Origin of the sequence: Leucobacter manosquensis (genome assembly GCF_018304845.1) — a bacterium.
Lineage (GTDB): Bacteria > Actinomycetota > Actinomycetes > Actinomycetales > Microbacteriaceae > Leucobacter > Leucobacter alluvii.
The window spans coordinates 2,132,326-2,153,049 of the sequence record NZ_JAFEVO010000001.1; the positions used below are offsets into that span (position 1 = coordinate 2,132,326).

General features: G+C 65.6%; 20 protein-coding genes and 2 rRNA genes. 8 read left to right on the forward strand and 14 right to left on the reverse strand.

Translation table 11 applies throughout. The features are described from left to right. Positions 1-14: 14 nt before the first annotated feature. Positions 15-1,250: a sensor histidine kinase gene (locus JSQ98_RS09920; RefSeq protein WP_211649526.1), complete on the forward strand. Its 1,236-nt coding sequence runs from the start codon at positions 15-17 to the stop codon at positions 1,248-1,250. Next, the gene (locus JSQ98_RS09925; protein ID WP_090152985.1) at positions 1,247-1,993 is read left to right on the forward strand and encodes a response regulator; all 747 of its coding nucleotides are present in this window, start codon (positions 1,247-1,249) and stop codon (positions 1,991-1,993) included. Before JSQ98_RS09920 ends, JSQ98_RS09925 begins: the two co-directional genes overlap by 4 nt. Before the next feature lie 20 nt (positions 1,994-2,013). On the opposite strand, the gene JSQ98_RS09930 is transcribed toward JSQ98_RS09925, so the two are convergent. Then, the gene (locus JSQ98_RS09930) at positions 2,014-2,631 is read right to left on the reverse strand and encodes a LysE/ArgO family amino acid transporter (RefSeq protein WP_211649527.1); all 618 of its coding nucleotides are present in this window, start codon (positions 2,629-2,631) and stop codon (positions 2,014-2,016) included. An 87-nt stretch (positions 2,632-2,718) separates the two neighbouring features. Between JSQ98_RS09930 and JSQ98_RS09935 the strand changes: the two genes are divergently transcribed. The 3 genes from JSQ98_RS09935 to JSQ98_RS09945 all read left to right on the forward strand — a co-directional run bounded on the left by JSQ98_RS09935 (position 2,719) and on the right by JSQ98_RS09945 (position 5,307). Continuing rightward, complete coding sequence (locus JSQ98_RS09935; RefSeq protein ID WP_211649528.1) at positions 2,719-3,600, forward strand: LysR family transcriptional regulator ArgP; 882 nt, start codon at positions 2,719-2,721, stop codon at positions 3,598-3,600. 44 nt (positions 3,601-3,644) lie between these two features. Further along, positions 3,645-4,628, forward strand: a complete 984-nt coding sequence (locus tag JSQ98_RS09940) for an AEC family transporter (RefSeq protein ID WP_211649529.1) — start codon at positions 3,645-3,647, stop codon at positions 4,626-4,628. A 103-nt stretch (positions 4,629-4,731) separates the two neighbouring features. Further along, positions 4,732-5,307 (forward strand): nitroreductase family protein, encoded by a 576-nt coding sequence (locus JSQ98_RS09945; protein ID WP_211649530.1) that lies wholly within the window; start codon positions 4,732-4,734, stop codon positions 5,305-5,307. Positions 5,308-5,399: 92 nt separating this feature from the next. Here JSQ98_RS09945 and JSQ98_RS09950 read toward each other — a convergent pair whose 3' ends face one another. The 9 genes from JSQ98_RS09950 to JSQ98_RS09990 all read right to left on the reverse strand — a co-directional run bounded on the left by JSQ98_RS09950 (position 5,400) and on the right by JSQ98_RS09990 (position 13,175). After that, on the reverse strand, positions 5,400-5,819 hold the full coding sequence (locus JSQ98_RS09950; protein WP_090153001.1) for a hypothetical protein: 420 nt from the start codon (positions 5,817-5,819) through the stop codon (positions 5,400-5,402). A gap of 3 nt (positions 5,820-5,822) precedes the next feature. Then, positions 5,823-6,614 carry a uroporphyrinogen-III synthase gene (locus JSQ98_RS09955; RefSeq protein WP_211649532.1) on the reverse strand — a complete coding sequence of 264 codons (792 nt, stop codon included), beginning with the start codon at positions 6,612-6,614 and terminating at the stop codon, positions 5,823-5,825. A gap of 169 nt (positions 6,615-6,783) precedes the next feature. Next, positions 6,784-7,044 carry a DUF3618 domain-containing protein gene (locus tag JSQ98_RS09960; protein ID WP_090153010.1) on the reverse strand — a complete coding sequence of 87 codons (261 nt, stop codon included), beginning with the start codon at positions 7,042-7,044 and terminating at the stop codon, positions 6,784-6,786. After that, a complete protein-coding gene (locus tag JSQ98_RS09965; RefSeq protein WP_200331955.1) occupies positions 7,041-7,505 on the reverse strand; it encodes a phage holin family protein in 465 nt (154 codons plus the stop codon). The genes JSQ98_RS09960 and JSQ98_RS09965 overlap by 4 nt, the downstream gene beginning before the upstream one ends. Further along, positions 7,502-7,939, reverse strand: coding sequence for a YtxH domain-containing protein (locus JSQ98_RS09970; RefSeq protein ID WP_090153019.1), 438 nt, complete (start codon positions 7,937-7,939; stop codon positions 7,502-7,504). Before JSQ98_RS09970 ends, JSQ98_RS09965 begins: the two co-directional genes overlap by 4 nt. Positions 7,940-8,055: 116 nt before the next feature. Then, on the reverse strand, positions 8,056-9,585 hold the full coding sequence (locus JSQ98_RS09975; RefSeq protein ID WP_211649534.1) for a hypothetical protein: 1,530 nt from the start codon (positions 9,583-9,585) through the stop codon (positions 8,056-8,058). Next, positions 9,578-10,744, reverse strand: coding sequence for a CPBP family intramembrane glutamic endopeptidase (locus JSQ98_RS09980; protein WP_211649535.1), 1,167 nt, complete (start codon positions 10,742-10,744; stop codon positions 9,578-9,580). Before JSQ98_RS09980 ends, JSQ98_RS09975 begins: the two co-directional genes overlap by 8 nt. Positions 10,745-11,184: 440 nt before the next feature. After that, positions 11,185-12,570 (reverse strand): glycine--tRNA ligase, encoded by a 1,386-nt coding sequence (locus tag JSQ98_RS09985; RefSeq protein WP_090153028.1) that lies wholly within the window; start codon positions 12,568-12,570, stop codon positions 11,185-11,187. Positions 12,571-12,704: 134 nt separating this feature from the next. Further along, the gene (locus JSQ98_RS09990) at positions 12,705-13,175 is read right to left on the reverse strand and encodes a CBU_0592 family membrane protein (protein WP_211649537.1); all 471 of its coding nucleotides are present in this window, start codon (positions 13,173-13,175) and stop codon (positions 12,705-12,707) included. Positions 13,176-13,402: 227 nt separating this feature from the next. On the opposite strand from JSQ98_RS09990, the gene JSQ98_RS09995 reads away from it, so the two are divergent. Continuing rightward, entirely contained in the window at positions 13,403-14,254 is an 852-nt protein-coding gene (locus tag JSQ98_RS09995) for a LysR family transcriptional regulator (protein WP_249290802.1), read from the forward strand. Between the two features lie 31 nt (positions 14,255-14,285). Here JSQ98_RS09995 and JSQ98_RS10000 read toward each other — a convergent pair whose 3' ends face one another. Next, entirely contained in the window at positions 14,286-15,227 is a 942-nt protein-coding gene (locus tag JSQ98_RS10000; RefSeq protein WP_211649541.1) for a 2-hydroxyacid dehydrogenase, read from the reverse strand. 73 nt (positions 15,228-15,300) lie between these two features. Here JSQ98_RS10000 and JSQ98_RS10005 point away from each other — a divergent pair, with 73 nt between their 5' ends. Together JSQ98_RS10005 and JSQ98_RS10010 are read left to right on the forward strand one after the other, a co-directional pair. Then, entirely contained in the window at positions 15,301-16,113 is an 813-nt protein-coding gene (locus JSQ98_RS10005; RefSeq protein WP_211649543.1) for an endo alpha-1,4 polygalactosaminidase, read from the forward strand. A gap of 135 nt (positions 16,114-16,248) precedes the next feature. After that, a complete protein-coding gene (locus JSQ98_RS10010; protein WP_211649545.1) occupies positions 16,249-16,626 on the forward strand; it encodes a hypothetical protein in 378 nt (125 codons plus the stop codon). 16 nt (positions 16,627-16,642) lie between these two features. On the opposite strand, the gene JSQ98_RS10015 is transcribed toward JSQ98_RS10010, so the two are convergent. From JSQ98_RS10015 to JSQ98_RS10025, 3 genes are all read right to left on the reverse strand, one after another. Next, positions 16,643-16,909, reverse strand: a complete 267-nt coding sequence (locus JSQ98_RS10015) for a helix-turn-helix domain-containing protein (protein WP_200331941.1) — start codon at positions 16,907-16,909, stop codon at positions 16,643-16,645. Positions 16,910-17,053: 144 nt separating this feature from the next. Next, positions 17,054-17,170 (reverse strand): 5S ribosomal RNA (gene rrf / locus JSQ98_RS10020). 132 nt (positions 17,171-17,302) lie between these two features. Then, positions 17,303-20,411: ribosomal RNA gene (locus tag JSQ98_RS10025) — 23S ribosomal RNA — on the reverse strand. Positions 20,412-20,724 lie beyond the last annotated feature (313 nt).

Genomic DNA, 20,724 nt, shown 5'->3' on the forward strand with positions numbered 1-20,724 from the left:
CAGGAGGTGCTGCGATGCCGCATTGGTCGACGTCGCGCTTCGCGCGGCTCGCGATCCTGCTGCTCCCGACCCTGCTCGTCCTGGCGAGCGTCGGGGTCACCACGAGCATCGCCGTCTCAGTGCAGGAGTCGAGCATTCGCGAGGCCACCGGCGAGCGGGTGCGCGACGTCGCGACCAGCCTGGCGCAGCTGGACCAGGTGCGCTCGGTACTCGAACGCACGGGTGACGACGTCGGCGATGCAACGCGCGAACTGCAACCACTGGCAGACGTCGTCGAGCAGGCGGCCGGCGTCGACTACCTGGTCATCACCGACGATCGGGGCATCCGGATCACGCACCCCACCCCCGCGCTGCGCGGCGGGCACGTGTCGACCTCGATCGACGACGTGCTCGCCGGGCAGGAGTTCCTGGGCACCGAACGCGGCACCATCGGCACCACGCTGCGAGCGAAGGTACCGGTCCGCGACGATGCCGGCGCTGTGATCGGCTCCCTCTCCGTCGGCATTCTCGAGTCGCGCATATCGGCCGATTTCGAGGGTGCGCTCCGCCAGCTGCTGCCCTGGGCTCTCGGCGCCCTGCTCATCGGCACGCTCGCGAGCTCCGCACTCGCGGCGCTCCTCGAGCGACGATTCCGCCGCCTCGATGCGCTTGCCACGGAGGCGGAGAGCATGCGGCGAACGTCCGCCGCCCTGCGGGAGCAAACCCATGAGTTCCACACGCGACTCCACGTCATCCACGGGCTCGTCTCCCACGGCGATACGACGGAGGCGCTCGCGTACATCGCCAGCGCGGCCCCCATCGACGAGAGCGATGGTCCCGCCGAGGTCCACCACCCGTTGCTGCGCGCGACGCTCGACGCCTTGCGGGCGGAGCTCGGAGGGCTCGGAGCCGTGCTCGAGACGGCCATCGACGTCGAGCGGGATGTCGACGAGGACGTGACCCTGGTGCTGGCGAATCTCTGCCGCAATGCGGGAGAAGCGGGCGCGACTCGGGTGCGCTGCGCACTCATCGAGGCCGACGGCGTGCTGCACGGCGAGGTCGCCGACGACGGACCGGGAATCGCGGCGCCGGCCGCTCACCGGGTGTTCGCGCGCGGCTTCTCCTCGAAGGGCGACGCCACGGGGTTCGGGCGCGGCATCGGGCTCGACCTCGTGCGACGCGTCATCGCCGACCGGCACGGCACCGTGGAGGTCGGGCGATCCGATCTGGGCGGCGCCCGGTTCCGCTTCGAGCTCGAGGCGCGCACATGAGCCCGTCTGATCCGGCCCCCATTCGCGTGCTCGTCGTCGACGACGATGCCGGCGCGCGCAAGCTGCACGGGCACTACGTGTCGCGGGCCCCAGGGTTCGCGGTGACGGCGACGGTCGGCACGGGTCGCGCGGCCGTGCAGCACAGCTTGCGCGGTGACGTGGATCTCGTGCTCCTCGACATGCGTCTGCCCGACGTCAGCGGCATCGAGGTGCTGAACCGATTGCGCACGGTGCGGGAGGCCTCTCCCGACGTACTCGTGATCAGTTCGTCGCGCGATCAGGTGACCGTGCGGCAGGCACTCGCGGCGCGCGTCATCGGGTATCTCGTCAAGCCGTTCACGGAGCAGGCCCTGCATGCGCGCCTCGCGAGCTACCGAGACGAACGCCGGGATGCCGCAGCCGCCGCGCGGGAGATGACCCTCGGGCAGGGGGAGATCGATCGCCTGCAGTCGACCGGGCGGATCGACCTCCGCGCACCGGCGCGCGCTGAGCGGGATCAAGCCGATGCCGCGTTGCCGAAGGGCATCTCCGAGGTGACCCTGTCGGCGGTGCTCTCCGCGCTCGATCCCGTGGCTCCGCTCTCCGCGGTGGAGCTCGCGCAACGGTGCGAGATCTCCCGCGCCACCGCGAGACGCTATCTGGATCATCTGGTCGAGACCGGTGCGATCGACCTCGCGCACCGCTACGGCAAGCGCGGGCGCCCCGAGGTGCTCTACCGCCTGGTGCCGCCGCCCGCCGGCTAGCCCTCTCCCGAGCTCTGGCCTCAGGCGCCGATGCCGCCGAAGGCGATGCGCGCCGCGATCACCAGCATCGTGACAGCCACTACGGAGTCGAGGATGCGCCACGATCGAGGGGTCTCGAAGAAGCGCGTGAGCGCTCGTGCGCCGTACCCGAGGAGGACGAACCAGCACAGACTCGCGAGGGCCCCGCCCAGCACGAACCACCAGCGATCCGGATCCCCCTGCGCGTTCCCCAGCGACCCCATCAGCACCATCGTGTCGAGGTACACGTGCGGGTTGAGCAGCGTGATCGCCAGGCAGGCCGTCACGGTCTGCCGCAGTGACGCGGCGTCGGCCTGTCCGGCGACCAGCCCGGCGGGGCGCAGGGCTCGACGCGCCGCCGACCAGGCGTACCAGAGCAGAAAGGCGACGCCGCCCCAGCGCACGATCTCGAGGAGCACCGGTGCGCGTTCGACGACGAGTCCGATCCCGGCGACTCCCAGCAATTCCAGAATCGCGTCGGCGAGTCCGCAGATGAGCACCACGGGAAGCACGTGCTCTCGCCTGATGCCCTGCCGCAAGACGAACGCGTTCTGAGCACCGATCGCGACGATGAGCGATAGCCCGCTGCCCGCGCCGATGAGAAAAGGAATGATCACCATTCGAAGGTACGATGCGCAGGGGCGGAGGACCTCATTGCACCTGCGTGCATATCCTTCACCATCATGAATTCTGCTTAAGATCGGGGCATGGACTTCCCCGTCGAGCACCTCGCCACGTTCGCTGCGATCCTCGACGAGGGGAGCTTCGAAGGCGCGGCGCGGCGCTTGCACATCACGCCGTCGGCGATCAGCCAGCGCGTGCGCGCCATGGAGCAGCGTGTCGGAACGGTCCTGCTCCAGCGCACGCGTCCCGTCACCGTCACCGCTGCCGGAGCCGTCGCGCTGCGCGCAGCCCGTCAGGTGCAGCAGATCGCGGTCGATGTCGCTGCGGAGCTCGGCGCTGACGAGGCGACCGGCACGCTGATTCCGATCGTCGTGAACGCCGATTCACTGGCCACGTGGTTCGTTCCGGCGCTGGCACGAGCCTCCCGCGAAACCGGCGCCGCATTCGAGGTGATGCGCGCGGATGAGACCATCTCCACCGAGCGCTTGCGCAGCGGCGCCGCTATGGCCGCGCTCACCGCGACTTCCACCGCCGTGCCCGGATGCACCTCGACCCGCATCGGCACCGACCGGTACTTCGCCGTGGCGAGCCCCGCCTTCGCAGCGCGTCACTTCGAGGATGGCGTCACCGGGGCCGCGCTCGCCACGGCTCCGCAGCTGGAGTTCGATCGGCACGACGTGTTCCAGCAGCGATTCATCCGCCGAATCACGCGGACCACCGTCGCACCGCCCCGCCACTTCATTCCATCTTCGGCCGAGTTCGCGCACGCCATCGAACTCGGCATGGGCTGGGGCATGCTCCCCGAACTGCAGTGCGCAGCCGGGCTCGCCGACGGGCGCCTCGTCGCGCTCGGCGACCGGCCGATCCTCATGCCGCTCTTCTGGCAGCGCTGGAAACTCGACTCCCCCGTGCTCGACGATCTCTCCCGGATCATCGCCGCAGAGGCAGCGGCGGCGCTCGGGTGATCTCCGGGCCTCCCCCTAGGATGGGAGGGGCCGGGAGGAGCTGAATGTTCGGAGTGCTGCAGGGGTTCGCGCTCATTCTCGGGATCATCGGAGCCGGATACCTCACCGCTCGATTCGGAGTCGTGCAGGGCGACCAGCGCCGCGTGCTGAACAATGTGGCGTTCTTCGTCGCAACCCCGGCGCTGCTGTTCACCGTGCTCCGACAGAGCGACCCGAGCGTCATCCTGTCACCCGTGATCCTCATCACGAGTCTCGCCGCTGTCATCGTCGCGGCCGTCTTCGTCATCGCCTCCCGTCTCTGGTTCAAGCGCGACCTGGCAACGACGACACTCGGCGCTGCCTGCTCGGGATACGTCAACGCGAACAATCTCGGGCTGCCGGTGGCGGTGTACATCCTGGGCGACGCCGCTTACGTGGCGCCACTGATTCTCGTGCAGCTGCTCTGCTTCGCGCCGACCATTCTGTCGATGCTCGAGGCGACGCGCACCGGCAGACTCGTCGACGGCGCTCCCGAGGCAGAGGCGGCCGCGGCGTCCGCGCCGAGGCCTCGAGGCGCCTTCCACGGCGCCCTCGCCGCGCTCGGACGCGCGGCCTCCAATCCGATCATCATCGCGTCGGTGCTCGGCCTCATCGTCGCGCTCATCGGCCTCCCCATCCCTGAGATCGTCTCGGCCCCGCTCGAAATGCTCGGCGACGCCGCCATCCCGATGGTCCTGCTGAGCTTCGGCATCTCGCTCTACGGGCAGCGCGCCCTCCAGCGCGGCACCGGCCGCGCCGCGGTCTTCACTGCCTCCGCGCTCAAGCTGCTGCTCATGCCCGTGGTCACCTGGAGCCTCGCAACCGCTTTCGGCCTCGGCGCGCATGAGGTCTTCGTCGCCACGACCATCGCGGCACTGCCGACCGCGCAGAACGTGTACAACTACGCCGCCACCTACCGACGCGGAGAGACGATGGTGCGAGACACCGTTTTCCTCACCACATTCGCGTCGTTGCCGATCATCGCGGGCGTCGCCTGGCTCCTCGGCTGAATCGAGCAGCCGCCACGTTCGCCTTCGAACCGGGAATAGTCCGCGCGCCCCCGCAGTTGCAGTCAGTCGGATACCCCGTTCGCACAACCTGAGGAGCCCCATCGTGAGCCCGCGCACCGCAATCACCAGCGCACCCGTCATCGAATCTCTCGCCGAACGCTGGAGCCCGCGCGCCTTCGACACCACGCACTCGTTCCCTGAGGGCGCTCTTCGCGGTATCCTCGAGGCCGCCCGCTGGGCGCCGAGCGCGAACAACACCCAGCCGTGGCGGTTCATCATCGCACGCAGGGGCGGTGAGATCTTCGCTCGGATCACCGAGACCCTGGTCGGGTTCAACCGCGAATGGGCCGTGAACGCGGGCGCACTCATCGTGAACGTCGCGGAGACCACCGACGCCGAGGGCAACGCTCGGCCGTGGGCGGAATACGACCTCGGACAGGCGGTCGCGCACCTCAGCGTGCAAGCAACGTCGGAGGGACTGCACCTGCATCAGCTCGGCGGGTTCGACCGCGACGCCATCCGCGCCGCATTCGACCTGGAGGATCGTCTCGTGCCGGTCTCGATCAGCGCGATCGGCAAGCTCGGCTCAGCTGACAGCCTTCCCGAAGTGCTCCGCGAACGTGAGCTCGCCCCGCGCACGCGTCTCGATCTCGACTCGCTCGTGCTCGTCCGCGACTGACCCGCTGGCCCCGCGCCTCGCCTCGGTACCGGGTATCCAGCACCGAGCGGGCGTGCACCGGTTCTCGTCCGGCTTCGCCGCGCGCCGGCGCGTCAGGCTTCGGTATCGACCGCGGTCTCGCCGCCATCGAGCCGCAGGGCCTGAATGAGCTCTCCCGCGTGCACCGATGAGACGATCACCCGCGAGAAGTGGTCGAATTCGCCTTGCCAGCCGTGATCCTCTTCGGCGCCCTCGGGGTTCTCGAAGTCGATGACGACCGCTTTCCGGCCTCTGCGCACCAGCACGAAATCCCTGCCGGTGAAATTGCGCCAGGTTCCTGCCGCGAGGCGGCCGGGAATGGCGGCACCGGGAACTCGCACGCCACGCACCCAGACCCACGGGTCGTCCGTGACGATGGCCGATGTGATCGCAGACCGATCGAGCACGATGTCCCGGCGGCGCATCGCGGCGAACCGCTCGGCAGCGGTCATGCGGATCACCACGCGATCGGGGTGCACCTCGACTCGTGCCATCGGTCAGTCCAGCATGTCGCTCTGGTCGATGACCGATTCGACGGTCTCGATGAGCGCGCGCTTGAGCGCGTAGTCGGGGTGCGACGGATCGTCCGCATCTGCGGGGAGTCCGAGCTCCGCAGCGGTCTCGAGCGTGTTCACGCCGACGCACGCCACGATCGTGTCGGAGGGGAGGTCCGGGAACTGCGCCGCGACCTCTTCGGCGATCTTCGCCGAAGCGACGAGCAGCGCGTTGATGCGGCCCGACTCGATGTCCTCTCGGATGTGCACGGATGCGGGCACGCCGACGGTGCGGAACGCGAGCACCTGGGTCACGTCGTGCCCGCGGTCCATGAGCCCCTCGGTGAGCACGGGAATCGCCACATCGGAACGCAGCGTGAGCACCTTCAGCACCGCGTCCGTCTCGATCTCGCTCCACTCATCGAGCAGCGCATGCGTGCTGTTCTCTTCGCTCGGCGTCCGGGTGATGGGATATCCGGCGTCGGTGAAGGCGACGGCCGTCGCCTCTCCGACCAGAGCGACACTCGTCTCCGGAGGGATCACCGCGTTGTGGTGCTTGAGCACGTCGGCGACTGTTGAGCTCGTCGCCGTCAGCCAGTCGAACGCACCGGCCTCGAGGTCTTTCAGCGCGCTGACGAGCTTGTCTTCTTCGCTCGTGTGCGCGAAGTCGACGAGCGGTGCGATGACCGTGTGCGCACCGCGTTCACGCAGGGCTCTTGAGACCAGATCGCCCCAGGTACCGCCCCGAGGAACGAGCACCCGAAGGCCACTGAGCGGCTTCGCCTCAGCAGACATACACCCCACTCACTCGATACCAATACGAATGGCCATCGCCTGCAGCGCAGAGCTGCATACGGGCCCTTCCCGGAAATCCATTGACCCTATTCTTACCCTGCCACCGCGCCGAAGCAAAACGACGACGGTTCCCGGGGTGAACGAAATAGAACTGTGACCTGCGCGCGAATCAGGAGAAGCGTCGCGCGACCGCCGATGCGATGCCCCAGACAGCGAGGCCCGCCAGCACCGCGACGCCGGCGACTCCTGCCCCGAAGCCTGCCGGGTTGTCCCGCTTCTCCTCGGCGATCCGCACCTTCGCGTCCTCGACGGCGTCGTCGACGCGCTGGGCGTAGTTCAATCGCACCTTGAGTTGTGAGAGCGTGTCGTACAGCTCGGTTCGGGCCTGATCCGCTTCGGCGATGCCGTGGCGCTTCTCTTCGGAGCTCATCGCCAGTTCCCTTCTTCACCGACGCGCGGCATTTCGCGCGCGGAATGGTGCGTCGCGGTCGGTTCTGCGTTCACACGCACCTCACCGATCGCAGAGAGATCTCCGCCGACGCGGTCGAGCGTCTCCTCCGGCACCGGATTGCCGCGCTTGATCAGCGCGATCCCGCCCAGGATCGCGACGGCCGCGAGCAGCAGCAGCGCGGCCGCCACCACCAGTGCCGCCAGCCACCACGGCCAGACGATCGCGAGAGCGGCGATCGCCGCGATGACGAGAGCTTCGAGCATGAAGAACAGGAAGAACAGCGCGACGACGATCGCACCGGCTCCGATCCCTGCGCGCTTGGCCTTCGTGATGATCTCGCGCTTGGCGTTCTGATACTCGATCTTCGCCAGACTGACGATCTGATGCGGCAGGCGGGTCAGCAGCTCGAACGTGCCGGCCTCGTCCTTCCTTCGACTCATGCGTTCCCTCCGTCCGCCTCCGCGGACGCGTTGGTGTCCGCGGAGTCAGCCTGCGCGGAGGTCGACGAGTCACTCGGCGACTTCTTCGGGGTGCTGCTCGGCTGAGCCGGCACCGAGGATGCGTGCTGGGACGACGCGGCATGCTGCGACGAGGCGCTGCGCTGCGGAGCTGCACCGGACTGCGACGACGAGCGGCTCTGCCCCCCGACGAGGGAAGCGAAGGCGTTCTTCCCGGCGCGCAGCGCCGTGTCCTTCACGTTCTCCACGGTTCCCCGGGTCGCGTCGCGCACAGCGTCGACGCCCTGCTGCACTGATGGGGTGTTCCACACCTGCTCTGCGCCACGCTTGATCTGCTCGTAGCGCTCGCGTCCGGCACGTGAACCGAGCACGTACCCCACAGCTGCGCCGAGAACGAATGCGATCTTGCCCTTCATGATGCCTCCAGTTCGTGGCGGTTCCTGGTCTTCGCCCAGCCTACTCCCGGTGCGGGTGCGGGTGCAGCGCTTGGGGGTCGCTTCTCCGGCGATTCCCCCATCTCGCGCCGCTGTCGTCACTCAGCGATGCCTGTGAGCCTTCGGCGCAGGTGCACCGACCGCTCTCGAGCCTCAGCGACGGCTGCAGCGAGGTCTCCACTATGCACTGCGGGACCCACCCTCAGGCAAGTGGATTCCGCTGCGACCGGTGAAGTGGTATGGAGCAGGGAGCGGTCGCGTGCCTCGACACTCGCGAACAGAGCCGGGACCATCCGGAGGTTGACCGGCAGGTCGAGATCCGTGCGCCGCGCCCCCGAGGCGTCGAGCACGTCGCGCAGCATCGTGGCGATCGCGGCGCGAACGTCGGCGAGCGCCTCAGCTCGTGGAGCACCCGCCCCGTCGACGTCGCGGGCCGGCCCTGCGAAGCGGATCCGCCACGTCGAGGTCTCGGAATCGTCGAGCGCGCTCTCCCAGGCGACGCTCCACAGCTCGCCGTTCGGCGCGGCAACCGTCTCGACTGCCGCACGACGGCCTCCCGCTGCGCGAGCGGCCGTGACGAAGTCAGGTGCCGTCACGTCGAGTTCCGCGACCCATCGCATCGATGACGCCTCCGGGAATTGCCCCTCGGCGGGCACGCCGGGCAAACCGACTGCGCGGTCGCCCATCACGACGGCGCTCGCCGGGACCCGCACGCCCGCTTCCTCGATCAGCCACTCGGTCGCTCCGCCGCGATCACTGTCGGCGTCGGGGGCAGAGGTGTCACCGGCGCCTGATCCGTCACCGGCGTCTGATTCGTCACCGCCTGCGGCCCCGATACTGCGAACGCCGACGACGGGCGCGTCAGAGACTTCGGCACCGTACAGCGCGAGCCGCTCGAGCAGAGCTTCGCGGAGCGCTTCCCAGCCGGCACTGGGTCGCACGCGGGTTTCACGTGCAACATGCCGTTCTGCGTACGCGAGCGCTGCACCGCAGAGCGACCCGGCTGTGGTGACATCTTCATTGAGCCCTGGGGCAGCGATCGCCACGTCGACTTGATCGGCGCTCACGCCGTACTTCGCTCGCGCGATAGGGTCCACCAGTCGGTCGAACGCGCTCTTCCCGAGCCGCGATCGCACGAGTCGACCGAGCGAGCGCGTCTTGCCAATCGTCAGCACGGGGCGCACGCGATCGAGAAATGCACGCGCGGCACCGCGACGCCCCAGCACCGCGAGGCTCTCTCGAGACAGCGGCACCGCGGGAATCCCCAGGACCGCGGGCGTTGGCTGCATGGTCCAGGCTCGATCTGCGCCGCGCAACAGCACCGGCACCGGCGCCTCGCTGATCGGCCGAGCACCGATCAACGGGGCGCCACCCGGCGAAAGGGGCGACGCCACATGGTCGAGGAACGCCCGCAGCGTTCCGTCTGGATCCGTGACCTCATCGGGCGAGAACCCGGCTCTAGCCTCGTCAGCTCGGTCGGCACCGCCACCATCGGCAGCTCCAGCGGCGAACGCCGCGCCACCGGACGTCGCGGCGCGTCCGATGCGCACGCTGAGGCCCACCTCCGCGAATTCGAGAGCCGCCGCCAGCTCCACTGGGCCCTCGCCGATGACGTAGACGTCAACCATGCTGCTGCGGACCCTGCGGCGCCCCACCGCCGGTCATCGGCGCTCCGCCCGCGAGAGCCGGCTCCGTCACCGGCACCTGCACGAGATCGATGCGCGAGCGGCCGTACCCGTGCTTGCGGAAGATGCGCAGCACGAGCCAGATGAACAGGGCATATCCGACCAGCGAACCGATGAACGACCCCGGGCCTCCGGTCGCCTCGACCTGCGCGGTTTCGCCGCCGACGGCGAAGGTCATGAAGCCGAAGGCGATGAGGTTGTTCACGATGTGAATGGCGATGGCCGCCTCCAGACCACCGGTGCGCCAGGTCACCCAGCCGGCGACGAGCCCGAGGGCGCCCACTGCGAGGAGGCCCCAGATGTCGTAGATATGGGCGAGCGCGAAACCGACCGAGGGAATGATGATCCCGAACCACGGGCTCTTCAGCCACGATCCGAGCACCTGCATGAACAGACCGCGGAAGACGACTTCCTCAGCCGTCGCCTGCAGCGGAACGAGCAGCACGACCAGAATCAGAGACGTCCAGGCTGCCGTCCAGTCGAAGTCCGCTCCCGAAGACGACGTCTCCGCGGTCTCCATCAGCGAAGCGGGGTCCATCGCGATCTCGAGCGCGATTCCAGCGACGTTCATCACGATGACGGCGAGCAGTGCCGCGAGCGAGACGCGGCCGAGCAATCCCCACCGAATGCGGCCGGCCACCGACCAGATGCGCCCGGTGGGACGCATGCCGAGGGTCAGCATCGCGAGGATCACCGACGGAATCATGATGATGATCGACACCAGGGAGAGCAGCACCGACACCGGTACCTGCGTATCAAGCACGTCCCCCTCGCCGGAGACGATGCCCTCGAGGTAAGCGGGGTCCGTCATCAGGATCGGAACGAAGGCGATGCTGATGATGACGGTGAAGATACCGAAGTAAACGGCGGAGAGCAGCAACAGCAGCAACGGCTTCCACCAGCGGTAATTCGCGACGCCACGGAGCAGGCGATGATATTCCAGGGGTTCCGTCTCCACGGTCTGCAGCACCGCCTGCGGGCGCACCCAGCCCCACTCAGGTGCTGGACCGCCCTGCTGCGCACCCGGCGCGCCGGGCTGCTGCGGGGCGGGGAACTCAGGGCGCTCGGGAAGCTCGGGAGGCTCGGATCCAGTGCTCGTCATGATCCCTATCCTCTCACCCGCCACCCGCAGACGCCTGAGGCGTGTCGTCAGCCCTCGACACCGAATCCCTGTGCGCGCGCCGAGCCCCTATCGAACAAACGTGTTCTCGATAGGGGCTCGGCCCGGCGACCGGGGGCTCGGCCCGAGAACGCTCCATGGGCTGACGCTCCGCGTCACCGGAGCCGACCGAAACGCGTTGCGTTTCGCTAGGCTCCCACCCTTCGCTGCGCTCCATGGGCTGACGCTCCGCGTCACCGGAGCCGACCGAAACGCGTTGCGTTTCGCTAGGCTCCCACCCTTCGCTGCGCTCCATGGGCTGACGCTCCGCGTCACCGGAGCCGACCGAAACGCGTTGCGTTTCGCTAGGCTCCCACCCTTCGCTGCGCTCCATGGGCTGACGCTCCGCGTCACCGGAGCCGACCGAAACGCGTTGCGTTTCGCTAGGCTCCGCGCAAGCGTTCGGCGAGGAAGGCGTGCAGCTCTGCGCGCGGCACGCGCACCTGCTCCATCGTGTCGCGCTCGCGCACAGTCACCGCGTTATCGTCCAGCGAGTCGAAGTCCACCGTCACGCAGAACGGCGTGCCGATCTCGTCCTGCCGCCGGTAGCGACGCCCGATGGCCCCCGAATCGTCGAAGTCCACGTTCCAGTCATCGCGAAGCTCCTGCGCGATCTCCCGCGCGAGCGGCGACAGCGCCTCGTTGCGGCTCAGCGGAAGCACCGCCGCCTTGATGGGCGCGAGACGCGGATCGAGCGCGAGCAGCGTGCGCTTATCGGTGCCGCCCTTCGCGTTCGCGACCTCCTCCTCACGATACGCATCGACGAGGAAGGCCATGAGCGAGCGGGTGAGGCCGGCTGCTGGTTCGATCACGTACGGCGTGTACCGCTCGTTCTTCGTCTGGTCGAAGAAGTTGAGATCCTTGCCCGAGTGCTTCGAGTGCGTCGAGAGATCGAAGTCGGTGCGATTCGCGATGCCTTCGAGCTCGCCCCATTCTCCGCCGGTGAACCCGAAGCGGTACTCGATGTCGGCGGTGCGCTTCGAATAGTGGGAGAGCTTCTCCTTCGGGTGCTCGAAGAACCGCAGGTTCTCGGGGTCGATGCCGAGGCCGACGTACCACGCCATGCGCTCGTTCATCCAGTATTCCTGCCACTCCTCGTCCGTGCCTGGCTCGACGAAGAACTCCATCTCCATCTGCTCGAACTCGCGCGTGCGGAAGATGAAGTTGCCCGGCGTGATCTCGTTGCGGAAGCTCTTGCCGATCTGTCCGATGCCGAACGGCGGCTTCATGCGCGCTGCCTGGAGCACGTTCGCGAAGTTCACGAAGATCCCCTGCGCGGTCTCAGGGCGGAGGTAGTGCATGCCGGCCTCGTCGTCGACCGGGCCGAGATAGGTCTTGAGCAGACCGGAGAATGCGCGAGGCTCCGTCCACTGCCCACGGGTGCCGCAGTTCGTGCAGACGATCTCCGCGAGCCCGTCCTTCGGAGCACGCCCCTTCTTCTCCTCGAAGGCCTCGATGAGGTGGTCTTCGCGATAGCGCTTATGGCAGTGCAGGCACTCGATCAGCGGGTCGCTGAAGACCTCGACGTGCCCTGAAGCCTCCCACACCTGCTTCGGAAGGATGACGCTCGAGTCGATGCCGACGACATCGTCTCGCTTCTGCACCATGGCCTTCCACCACTGGCGCTTGATGTTCTCCTTCAACGCGGTGCCCAAGGGGCCGTAATCCCACGCGGAGCGCGATCCGCCGTAGATCTCACCCGCTTGGAAGACGAAGCCGCGGTGGCGGGCGAGGGCGATGACCTTATCGAGGCGGGACTGCTCAGCCATAATTCTGTATCACTCCAAGGTGCAAGCGGGGATCTTGGCGCCGATGCGCTCGTGACGCAACGGCAGAGACGCCCAGTCTACCGACCGATGCCGCTCATCCCGACGGTGCCTGTCGAGAGGTGAGCTGCTGCCCGCTACGCTGCGAGCGCGGCGGGCTGCGTCTGGCTCGCAGTGAGCTTCGAAGGAGTCTCGGCGGTGTCGGCGCGCGGCAGCCACGGGAGGCTGATGGGCGCCGCCACGGTGTTGCTGGGATCCCAGGGCGATTGCGGGAGCGGCAGCACCGGGAGGGGCACCGTCATCGCCAGCGTCGCCGCCGACGTGGAGGGTGACCCGGGCACGTCTTCCACGCACATCGGCGCCGACCTGCGCCTGAACGTCGCGAGCAGGCCGTAGGCGCCCATGAGACCCCACACGATGTTCGACGCGAACGAGGGCCACGCCCCGTATGCGAGCGCGCCGCCCGCGGCGAGCAGTCCGCCGACGGTGTTCAACGTGAGATAGGCCCGCGTCGACGGCGACCAGGTACCGCGCAGCATCAGCACGTACGCCACGAATGTGCCGAGAGTCCCCACCCAGCCCAGTACGCTCCCGATCAACGTTTCCAACGCCGCCCACCTCCCACTCGTTTTCAGACACGCCTCAGGAACCCCGACCGATGCCCCCACCGGCCCGACGCGCCGACTCGTCAATTTTCGAACGCCCCGCGATCCAGCACAATCGAATCTTTCGTCATGCCGGATGTAGAATTTCTGAATATGAGAATTGCGGTTTCCGACTGCCCTTCCTGCTCCAGATCGCGCGCAGCGGCGGGGTTCTGGCCGCCGCGGAGGCGTTGAGCCTCGCGCCGTCGGCGGTGTCTCAGCAGCTCGCGAGGCTTGAGGCGGAGGTGGGTGTGCCGCTGGTCGTGCGGAGCCCCCGAGGTGTCACGCTGACCGCTGCCGGTCGCGAGCTCGTCGAACTCGCCGAGAACGTCGAACGCGAGGTCAACGAGGCCGCCCTTCGCGTCGGAGCGGCAAGCGAAATGCCGAGCGGCACCGTGCGGTTCGGCGCGTTTCAGAGCTTCCTGAGCGGCGTGATCGCACCTGCGCTCCCCCGGTGGCGCACGGAACTCGCCGGCGTCCACCTCGAGGCCGTCGAAGGCGACCTCCCCGATCTCCTGCGGGGCCTCCGCACCGCCGCCTTCGATCTCGTCGCCATCGAGCGCGACGAATCGATACCGCCACCGCCCCTCGGTCCAGGTGTGCGCGAGGTCGCACTCCTCGATGACCCGTGGGTGCTCGTCGCCCCGGCGGGAACGCAGGCGACGATGGGCGTGATCGCGTTGGATCAGCTGCGGCTCCCCTGGCTCGAGGTCGACCGCAGTTCAGGCGTGCATCACGCGGCCCAGCGGGTACGCGAGCGGCTCAGATCCTCGACGACCTCTCCGCACCGGTACGCGAGCCATCAGTCAGCGCTCGCCCTCATCGCCGCCGGAGAGGGCGTCGCTCTCCTTCCCCAGCTCGCCCTGCAGGAGTTCACGTTGACAGGGGTCGAGACTCACGAGCTCCCCGGACTCGGCACGCGCCAGATCTCTCTGCGCTATCGCGTCGGGCGCAAACCCGATCCCGCTGTGGGAGCCGCCGTCGAGTTCTTCCAGCTGCTGACGGCGCCCCGCGAAACCGCTTCGGATCACCAGCACCGCTGAGGGATCCGCGCCCCGGGTCGCTCGGGCGAATTCAGCCCCAGGTCCCGAGAACGAGGTTCTCCGGAGCCTCGCCGCGCTGCAAATGGGCGATCTGACGGCGAATCAGCGCCGACATGCGCGGGAGCATTGCGCTCGAGTCTCCCCCCACGTGAGGGGTGATCAGCACGTTGGGAGCCTTCCAGAGCGGGTGCCCAGCGGGAAGGGGCTCGGGATCCGTGACGTCGAGCGCTGCCCGCAATCGACCCGATTGCAACTCGGCGACGAGCGCGTCCGTGTCGACGACCGGGCCGCGCGCCACGTTCACGATCAGGGCCCCATCGGGCAATGCCGCGAGCGCTGCACCGTCGAGCAAGCCCCGCGTACCGTCGGTCAACGGCACCGCGAGCATGACGATCTCCGCGTCGGCGAGGCACTCGTGCAGCGAGTCGAATCCGCGCACTTCGACGGTGTCGCCGGCCAGGTTCTCTTCTCGTCGGGCGGTGCGCGCGAGGCGGGTGATCTCTACTTCGAACCCGGCGAGTCTCGCCTCGATCGCCTTCGACACGCCCCCGTAGCCGATGAGCAGCACGCGACGGTCGGCCAGGCTTGGAAGCGAGCGAAGCTGCCACCGTTCCACATCACTGTCGCGCACGAACTGGGGGATCCCGCGCTGCGCGGCGAGCGCGAGTCCCAGAGCGAGCTCGGCGGTCGAACCCTCGTGCACCGTCGCAGCGTTTGCGAGAGGAAGGCCCTCGGGGAGGTGCTTCGCCACGCCGTTGTACCCGATGGACTGCCACTGGACGAGCCTCGCCTCGACCTCGGAGAGATGCGCGAGCGGGCGGGCGCCTCCCCAGTACGGCGGGACGACGATATCGAATCTGTCGCGCGGCGCCGGCCCGTCGAGGTCCCATGCGCAGAAATCCACTCCGTCGACGTCGCCCACCGCCTCGCGGAGTCCGGGGTCCGATGGCAGAGACACGACGAGGTCACTCATGGCTGCGAGTCTAGCGTCAGCTGTAGCATCGAGAGGCTGCGGCACAGCGCGTGCTGCACCGGGAGGATCAGACATGACGAGTCGCGGCAAGCGAGGCGGGCGGGCGCTGGCCTGGTGCATGCTGATGCTGCTCGCCGGCTGCGCGTCGCCGCCCGCCGGCGCCGTGGTGCTCCCTCCCGAGGGCGGAATACCTGACTATCAGCTGGGCGGCGGCTACGAGCCGGCCTCTGAAGTGGAGATCGTCGCTCGGGATCGTCTCGACGAGCCGGATCGGGCTCGGTACTCGATCTGCTACGTGAACGGCTTCCAGACGCAGCCGGGCGAGCGCGGCATCTGGCCAGACGAGGCGCTCCTGCGCGCGGGCTCGGAGTTCGTGGCCGATCCGGACTGGCCCGATGAGACACTCCTCGACACGTCGTCCCGTTCATCTCGTGAACGCATCCTCGAGGTCGTATCGCCCTGGATCGACGCATGCGCCCAGGCGGGGTTCGACGCTGTGGAGTTCGACAACCTCGATACGTATACCCGGAGCGATGGAGCGCTCGCGCGCGAGGACAATCTCGCCCTTGCAACCGCCTACGTGCGCGTCGCGCACGATGCCGGGCTTGCCGCGGCTCAGAAGAACTCTGCCGAAGATGCCGAACTGCTGCGCCGGCTTGCCGGCTTCGACTTCGCGATCACCGAGGAGTGCGCGGTGTACTCGGAATGCGCACGGTACACGGAGGTGTACGGCGCCGCCGTCATCGACATCGAATACGACGATGCTCTGCCGCGGGCGTTCTCCGAGATGTGCGCCGACCCAGAAACGCCGCGTTCCGTGGTCCTGCGAGATCGGCAGCTGTCGCGCCCGGGGAGTTCAGCGTACGAGTTCTCGACCTGCCGCTGAGGTCGCGACACCCGGCTCAGCGAGTGTCGGAGGCATGAGGCACAATAAACGGTGTAGACCATGCGTCACATGGACCCGCCTGCAGGGCGGCGGGGTGCGGGGGCACAACGACGCGCAGATGAGATGGAGAAGCTCATGGCACCCGACGGCTCCCCCGGTTTCCAACCCTTCGTGATCGCACTGTTCGACGACATTGACCCCGAGGGTGCCACCGTACTGTACGGCGATGATCCAGGGCTCTGGGAATGGCTGACGCGTGCCGAGTCATTCCCACCGGGAAGCGAGTACGTGGAGCTCCCGATCCCCGGAACCGATGAGCGCGCGCACGTCACCATCTGGGCGCCGAGCACCGACAAGGCGCAGCACCTCACGAGACTCCCGGGCACGCGACGCCCCCACCCGTCTCTCATCGAACTCGAGCTCGGCCGCACCGATGAGTTCGAGTTCCACGCGAAGTACGCGAGACTCCTCCGAGCCGTCCCGAGCGAGCGAGTCTTCGAGAGCCGCTGGTGACTCGCGCGAGGAGCAGCTACCGGTTCGCGGCGTCCGCGAGTGCGGATGCGCCCATGTCGAGCGTCACCTGGGTGAACAGCTCGGACAGCGGCACCTCCAGGGCACCCGCGATGCGCGCTGCAACGTCGAGAGTCGGATTGCGGCGTCCGCTCTCGATTCCGCTGACGTACGTGCGGTCGAGGCCTGCGTGCAACGCGAATGCTTCTTGAGAGCTCCAGCCGCGAGCGACCCGCAGCTCACGAAGACGGGACCCGAAGGCTTTGCGATGAGCTGGAATCTCCACTCAACCACCTTGCCGGTCGTGCGGACTATGAGTCCACCGATCATGAGTCACACTGTCAGGGCTTTGCAGGCCCTGAAATGGCGAAAGGGTCGTACAGTGTGTGCCGTCTCTGGCTTACACTGTACGACCCTTTCTGTAAAAGGTGTCCGGCGGTGTCCTACTCTCCCACAAGGTCCCCCTTGCAGTACCATCGGCGCAATCAGTCTTAGCTTCCGGGTTCGGAATGTGACCGGGCGTTTCCCTGACGCTATGGCCGCCGTAACTCTATTCACATATGACCACACCCCACCCCAAACAGGTGGACGTGTGTGGCCGTACGTCTAGAACCACAAAGTGGACGCGAAACAATCGTTACTGAAGATACTCATGCCCTCCCACACTCAAGGGGAGGAAGAAATCAAGTCATCGGCTTATTAGTACCAGTCAGCTCCACACCTTACAGTGCTTCCACATCTGGCCTATCAACCCAGTAATCTACTGGGAGCCTCACCACCACAAGGGTGACGGAGATCTCATCTCGAGGCCGGCTTCCCGCTTAGATGCTTTCAGCGGTTATCCATCCCGAACGTAGCCAACCAGCCATGCCCTTGGCAGAACAACTGGCACACCAGAGGTCCGTCCAACCCGGTCCTCTCGTACTAGGGTCAGATCCTCTCAAATCTCCAACGCGCGCAGAGGATAGGGACCGAACTGTCTCACGACGTTCTAAACCCAGCTCGCGTACCGCTTTAATGGGCGAACAGCCCAACCCTTGGGACCAACTCCAGCCCCAGGATGCGACGAGCCGACATCGAGGTGCCAAACCATGCCGTCGATATGGACTCTTGGGCAAGATCAGCCTGTTATCCCCGAGGTACCTTTTATCCGTTGAGCGACAGCGCTTCCACAAGCCACTGCCGGATCACTAGTCCCGACTTTCGTCCCTGCTCGACCTGTCAGTCTCACAGTCAAGCTCCCTTGTGCACTTACACTCGCCACCTGATTGCCAACCAGGTTGAGGGAACCTTTGGGCGCCTCCGTTACTTTTTGGGAGGCAACCGCCCCAGTTAAACTACCCACCAGGCACTGTCCCAGAACCCGATCAGGGTCCGTAGTTAGATATCCAATATGACCAGAGTGGTATTTCAACAACGACTCCACCCAAACTAGCGTCTGAGCTTCACAGTCTCCCACCTATCCTACACAAGCCACACCGAACACCAATACCAAGCTGTAGTAAAGGTCACGGGGTCTTTCCGTCCTTCTGCGCGTAACGAGCATCTTTACTCGTACTGCAATTTCGCCGAGTTCACGGTGGAGACAGCTGGGAAGTCGTTACGCCATTCGTGCAGGTCGGAACTTACCCGACAAGGAATTTCGCTACCTTAGGATGGTTATAGTTACCACCGCCGTTTACTGGGGCTTAAATTCAAAGCTTCGACCCAAAGGTCTAACCTCTCCTCTTAACCTTCCAGCACCGGGCAGGCGTCAGTCCGTATACATCCACTTGCGTGTTAGCACGGACCTGTGTTTTTAGTAAACAGTCGCTTCCCACTGGTCTCTGCGGCCACCACACCCTTTCCCAAGCAAGTTGGTATAAGTGGATGGCCCCCCTTCTCCCGAAGTTACGGGGGCATTTTGCCGAGTTCCTTCACCATGATTATCTCGATCTCCTGAGTATTCTCTACCTGACCACCTGAGTCGGTTTGGGGTACGGGCAACAGCAAACCTCACGTCGATGCTTTTCTTGGCAGCATAGGATCACCTGCTTCCCCATACGGGTCCGCATCATGTCTCACCCAAAGCCGAAAACTCTTCATAATCGACGGGCTACACATTTACACCGGGACAACCATCGCCCGGCACAGGCTACCTTCCTGCGTCACACCTCACGCTCACCACCCCAGTATCGGGTTCGCAACCTCCACCCGCACATCACCCGAAGGATCCGTAACAGGCTTTGGATAGCTGAGCACTACTGGTTAGGTCTTTGACGGTTTACCGCCGGTACGGGAATATCAACCCGTTGTCCATCGACTACGCCTGTCGGCCTCGCCTTAGGTCCCGACTTACCCAGGGAAGATTAGCTTGACCCTGGAACCCTTGGTCTTCCGGAGGACGGGTTTCTCACCCGTCTTTCGCTACTCATGCCTGCATTCTCACTCGTGTGGCATCCACGACTGGTTCACACCGCCGCTTCACTCGCCACACGACGCTCTCCTACCCATCCATACGGCTGGACCACGAAGGCCTACCTATAAATATGAATGCCACAACTTCGGTGGCGTGCTTGAGCCCCGTTACATTGTCGGCGCGGAATCACTTGACCAGTGAGCTATTACGCACTCTTTCAAGGGTGGCTGCTTCTAAGCCAACCTCCTGGTTGTCACAGCAACTCCACATCCTTTTCCACTTAGCACGCGCTTTGGGACCTTAGTTGGTGATCTGGGTTGTTTCCCTCTCGACTATGAAGCTTATCCCCCACAGTCTCACTGCTGCGCTCTCACTTACCGGCATTCGGAGTTTAGCTGACGTCAGTAACCTTGTAGGGCCCATCGGCCATCCAGTAGCTCTACCTCCGGCAAGAAACACGCAACGCTGCACCTAAATGCATTTCGGAGAGAACCAGCTATCACGAAGTTTGATTGGCCTTTCACCCCTATCCACAGCTCATCCCCTCAGTTTTCAACCTAAGTGGGTTCGGTCCTCCACGACGTCTTACCGTCGCTTCAACCTGGCCATGGATAGATCACTTCGCTTCGGGTCTAGGACATGCGACTGAATCGCCCTATTCAGACTCGCTTTCGCTACGGCTGCCCCTCACGGGTTAACCTCGCCACATATCGCTAACTCGCAGGCTCATTCTTCAAAAGGCACGCCGTCACAGATACAAAGCCTGCTCCGACGGATTGTAAGCAAACGGTTTCAGGTACTATTTCACTCCCCTCCCGGGGTACTTTTCACCTTTCCCTCACGGTACTAGTCCGCTATCGGTCATCTGGAAGTATTTAGGCTTATCAGGTGGTCCTGACAGATTCACACGGGATTTCTCGGGCCCCGTGCTACTTGGGATACACACCACGCGGTAAAACCATTTCGGATACGGGACTCTCACCCACTCCGGTCGCCCATTCCAAGGCGTTCTCCTATAGCTTCACTCTCACGTTCGAAGGTCAGCAGCCCTTCACGGCACGTCCCGCAACCCCGACCATGCAACCCCTGCTAGGTATCACACATGACCGGTTTAGCCTCATCCGGTTTCGCTCGCCACTACTCCCGGAATCACTGTTGTTTTCTCTTCCTGTGGGTACTGAGATGTTTCACTTCCCCACGTTCCCTCTACCCGCCCTATATATTCAGGCGGGAGTCACCAGGTACGCACGCGCCCTGGCGGGGTTTCCCCATTCGGAAATCCTCGAATCATAGCCCGTTTATCGGCTCCCCGAGGCTTATCGCAGATTACTACGTCCTTCTTCGGCTCCAGATGCCAAGGCATCCACCGTTTGCTCTTAGAAACTTGAAATCACATAAGTATTCAGAAACACACACCCACCCAAACCCCCAAAGGGATCCGCCAGGTGTGTGACCAATGAAATTAATTAGTATCAGCAGCACCACACCCGCCCACACCCATCACACCCAAAGGCGATCCAGACACGGAAAGATATGACACTGCAAGATGCTCGCGTCCACTGTGTAGTTCTCAACGTACGGTCGATCCCACCCCCACGAGCAACACGTCTCGTGACAGCAGGTCAAGGAATCAGTCACCCACACCCCTAAAAGGATGCGACCGGCTGGTCTCCCAGGACCCAATAGTATGCACTTTCTGCCCA

Bases quoted from the DNA above. Each gene is read 5' to 3' on its own strand.
- JSQ98_RS09935 (WP_211649528.1), top strand. From the start codon at position 2,719: ATGGACTTCCCCGTCGAGCACCTCGCCACGTTCGCTGCGATCCTCGAC.
- JSQ98_RS09965 (WP_200331955.1), bottom strand. From the start codon at position 7,505: ATGAGTCGAAGGAAGGACGAGGCCGGCACGTTCGAGCTGCTGACCCGC.
- JSQ98_RS09930 (WP_211649527.1), bottom strand. From the start codon at position 2,631: ATGGTGATCATTCCTTTTCTCATCGGCGCGGGCAGCGGGCTATCGCTC.
- JSQ98_RS09980 (WP_211649535.1), bottom strand. From the start codon at position 10,744: ATGACGAGCACTGGATCCGAGCCTCCCGAGCTTCCCGAGCGCCCTGAG.
- JSQ98_RS09985 (WP_090153028.1), bottom strand. From the start codon at position 12,570: ATGGCTGAGCAGTCCCGCCTCGATAAGGTCATCGCCCTCGCCCGCCAC.
- JSQ98_RS09955 (WP_211649532.1), bottom strand. From the start codon at position 6,614: ATGTCTGCTGAGGCGAAGCCGCTCAGTGGCCTTCGGGTGCTCGTTCCT.
- JSQ98_RS09975 (WP_211649534.1), bottom strand. From the start codon at position 9,585: ATGGTTGACGTCTACGTCATCGGCGAGGGCCCAGTGGAGCTGGCGGCG.
- JSQ98_RS10010 (WP_211649545.1), top strand. From the start codon at position 16,249: ATGGCACCCGACGGCTCCCCCGGTTTCCAACCCTTCGTGATCGCACTG.
- JSQ98_RS09925 (WP_090152985.1), top strand. From the start codon at position 1,247: ATGAGCCCGTCTGATCCGGCCCCCATTCGCGTGCTCGTCGTCGACGAC.
- JSQ98_RS09970 (WP_090153019.1), bottom strand. From the start codon at position 7,939: ATGAAGGGCAAGATCGCATTCGTTCTCGGCGCAGCTGTGGGGTACGTG.
- JSQ98_RS09940 (WP_211649529.1), top strand. From the start codon at position 3,645: ATGTTCGGAGTGCTGCAGGGGTTCGCGCTCATTCTCGGGATCATCGGA.
- JSQ98_RS09950 (WP_090153001.1), bottom strand. From the start codon at position 5,819: ATGGCACGAGTCGAGGTGCACCCCGATCGCGTGGTGATCCGCATGACC.
- JSQ98_RS09960 (WP_090153010.1), bottom strand. From the start codon at position 7,044: ATGAGCTCCGAAGAGAAGCGCCACGGCATCGCCGAAGCGGATCAGGCC.
- JSQ98_RS10000 (WP_211649541.1), bottom strand. From the start codon at position 15,227: ATGAGTGACCTCGTCGTGTCTCTGCCATCGGACCCCGGACTCCGCGAG.
- JSQ98_RS09920 (WP_211649526.1), top strand. From the start codon at position 15: ATGCCGCATTGGTCGACGTCGCGCTTCGCGCGGCTCGCGATCCTGCTG.
- JSQ98_RS10005 (WP_211649543.1), top strand. From the start codon at position 15,301: ATGACGAGTCGCGGCAAGCGAGGCGGGCGGGCGCTGGCCTGGTGCATG.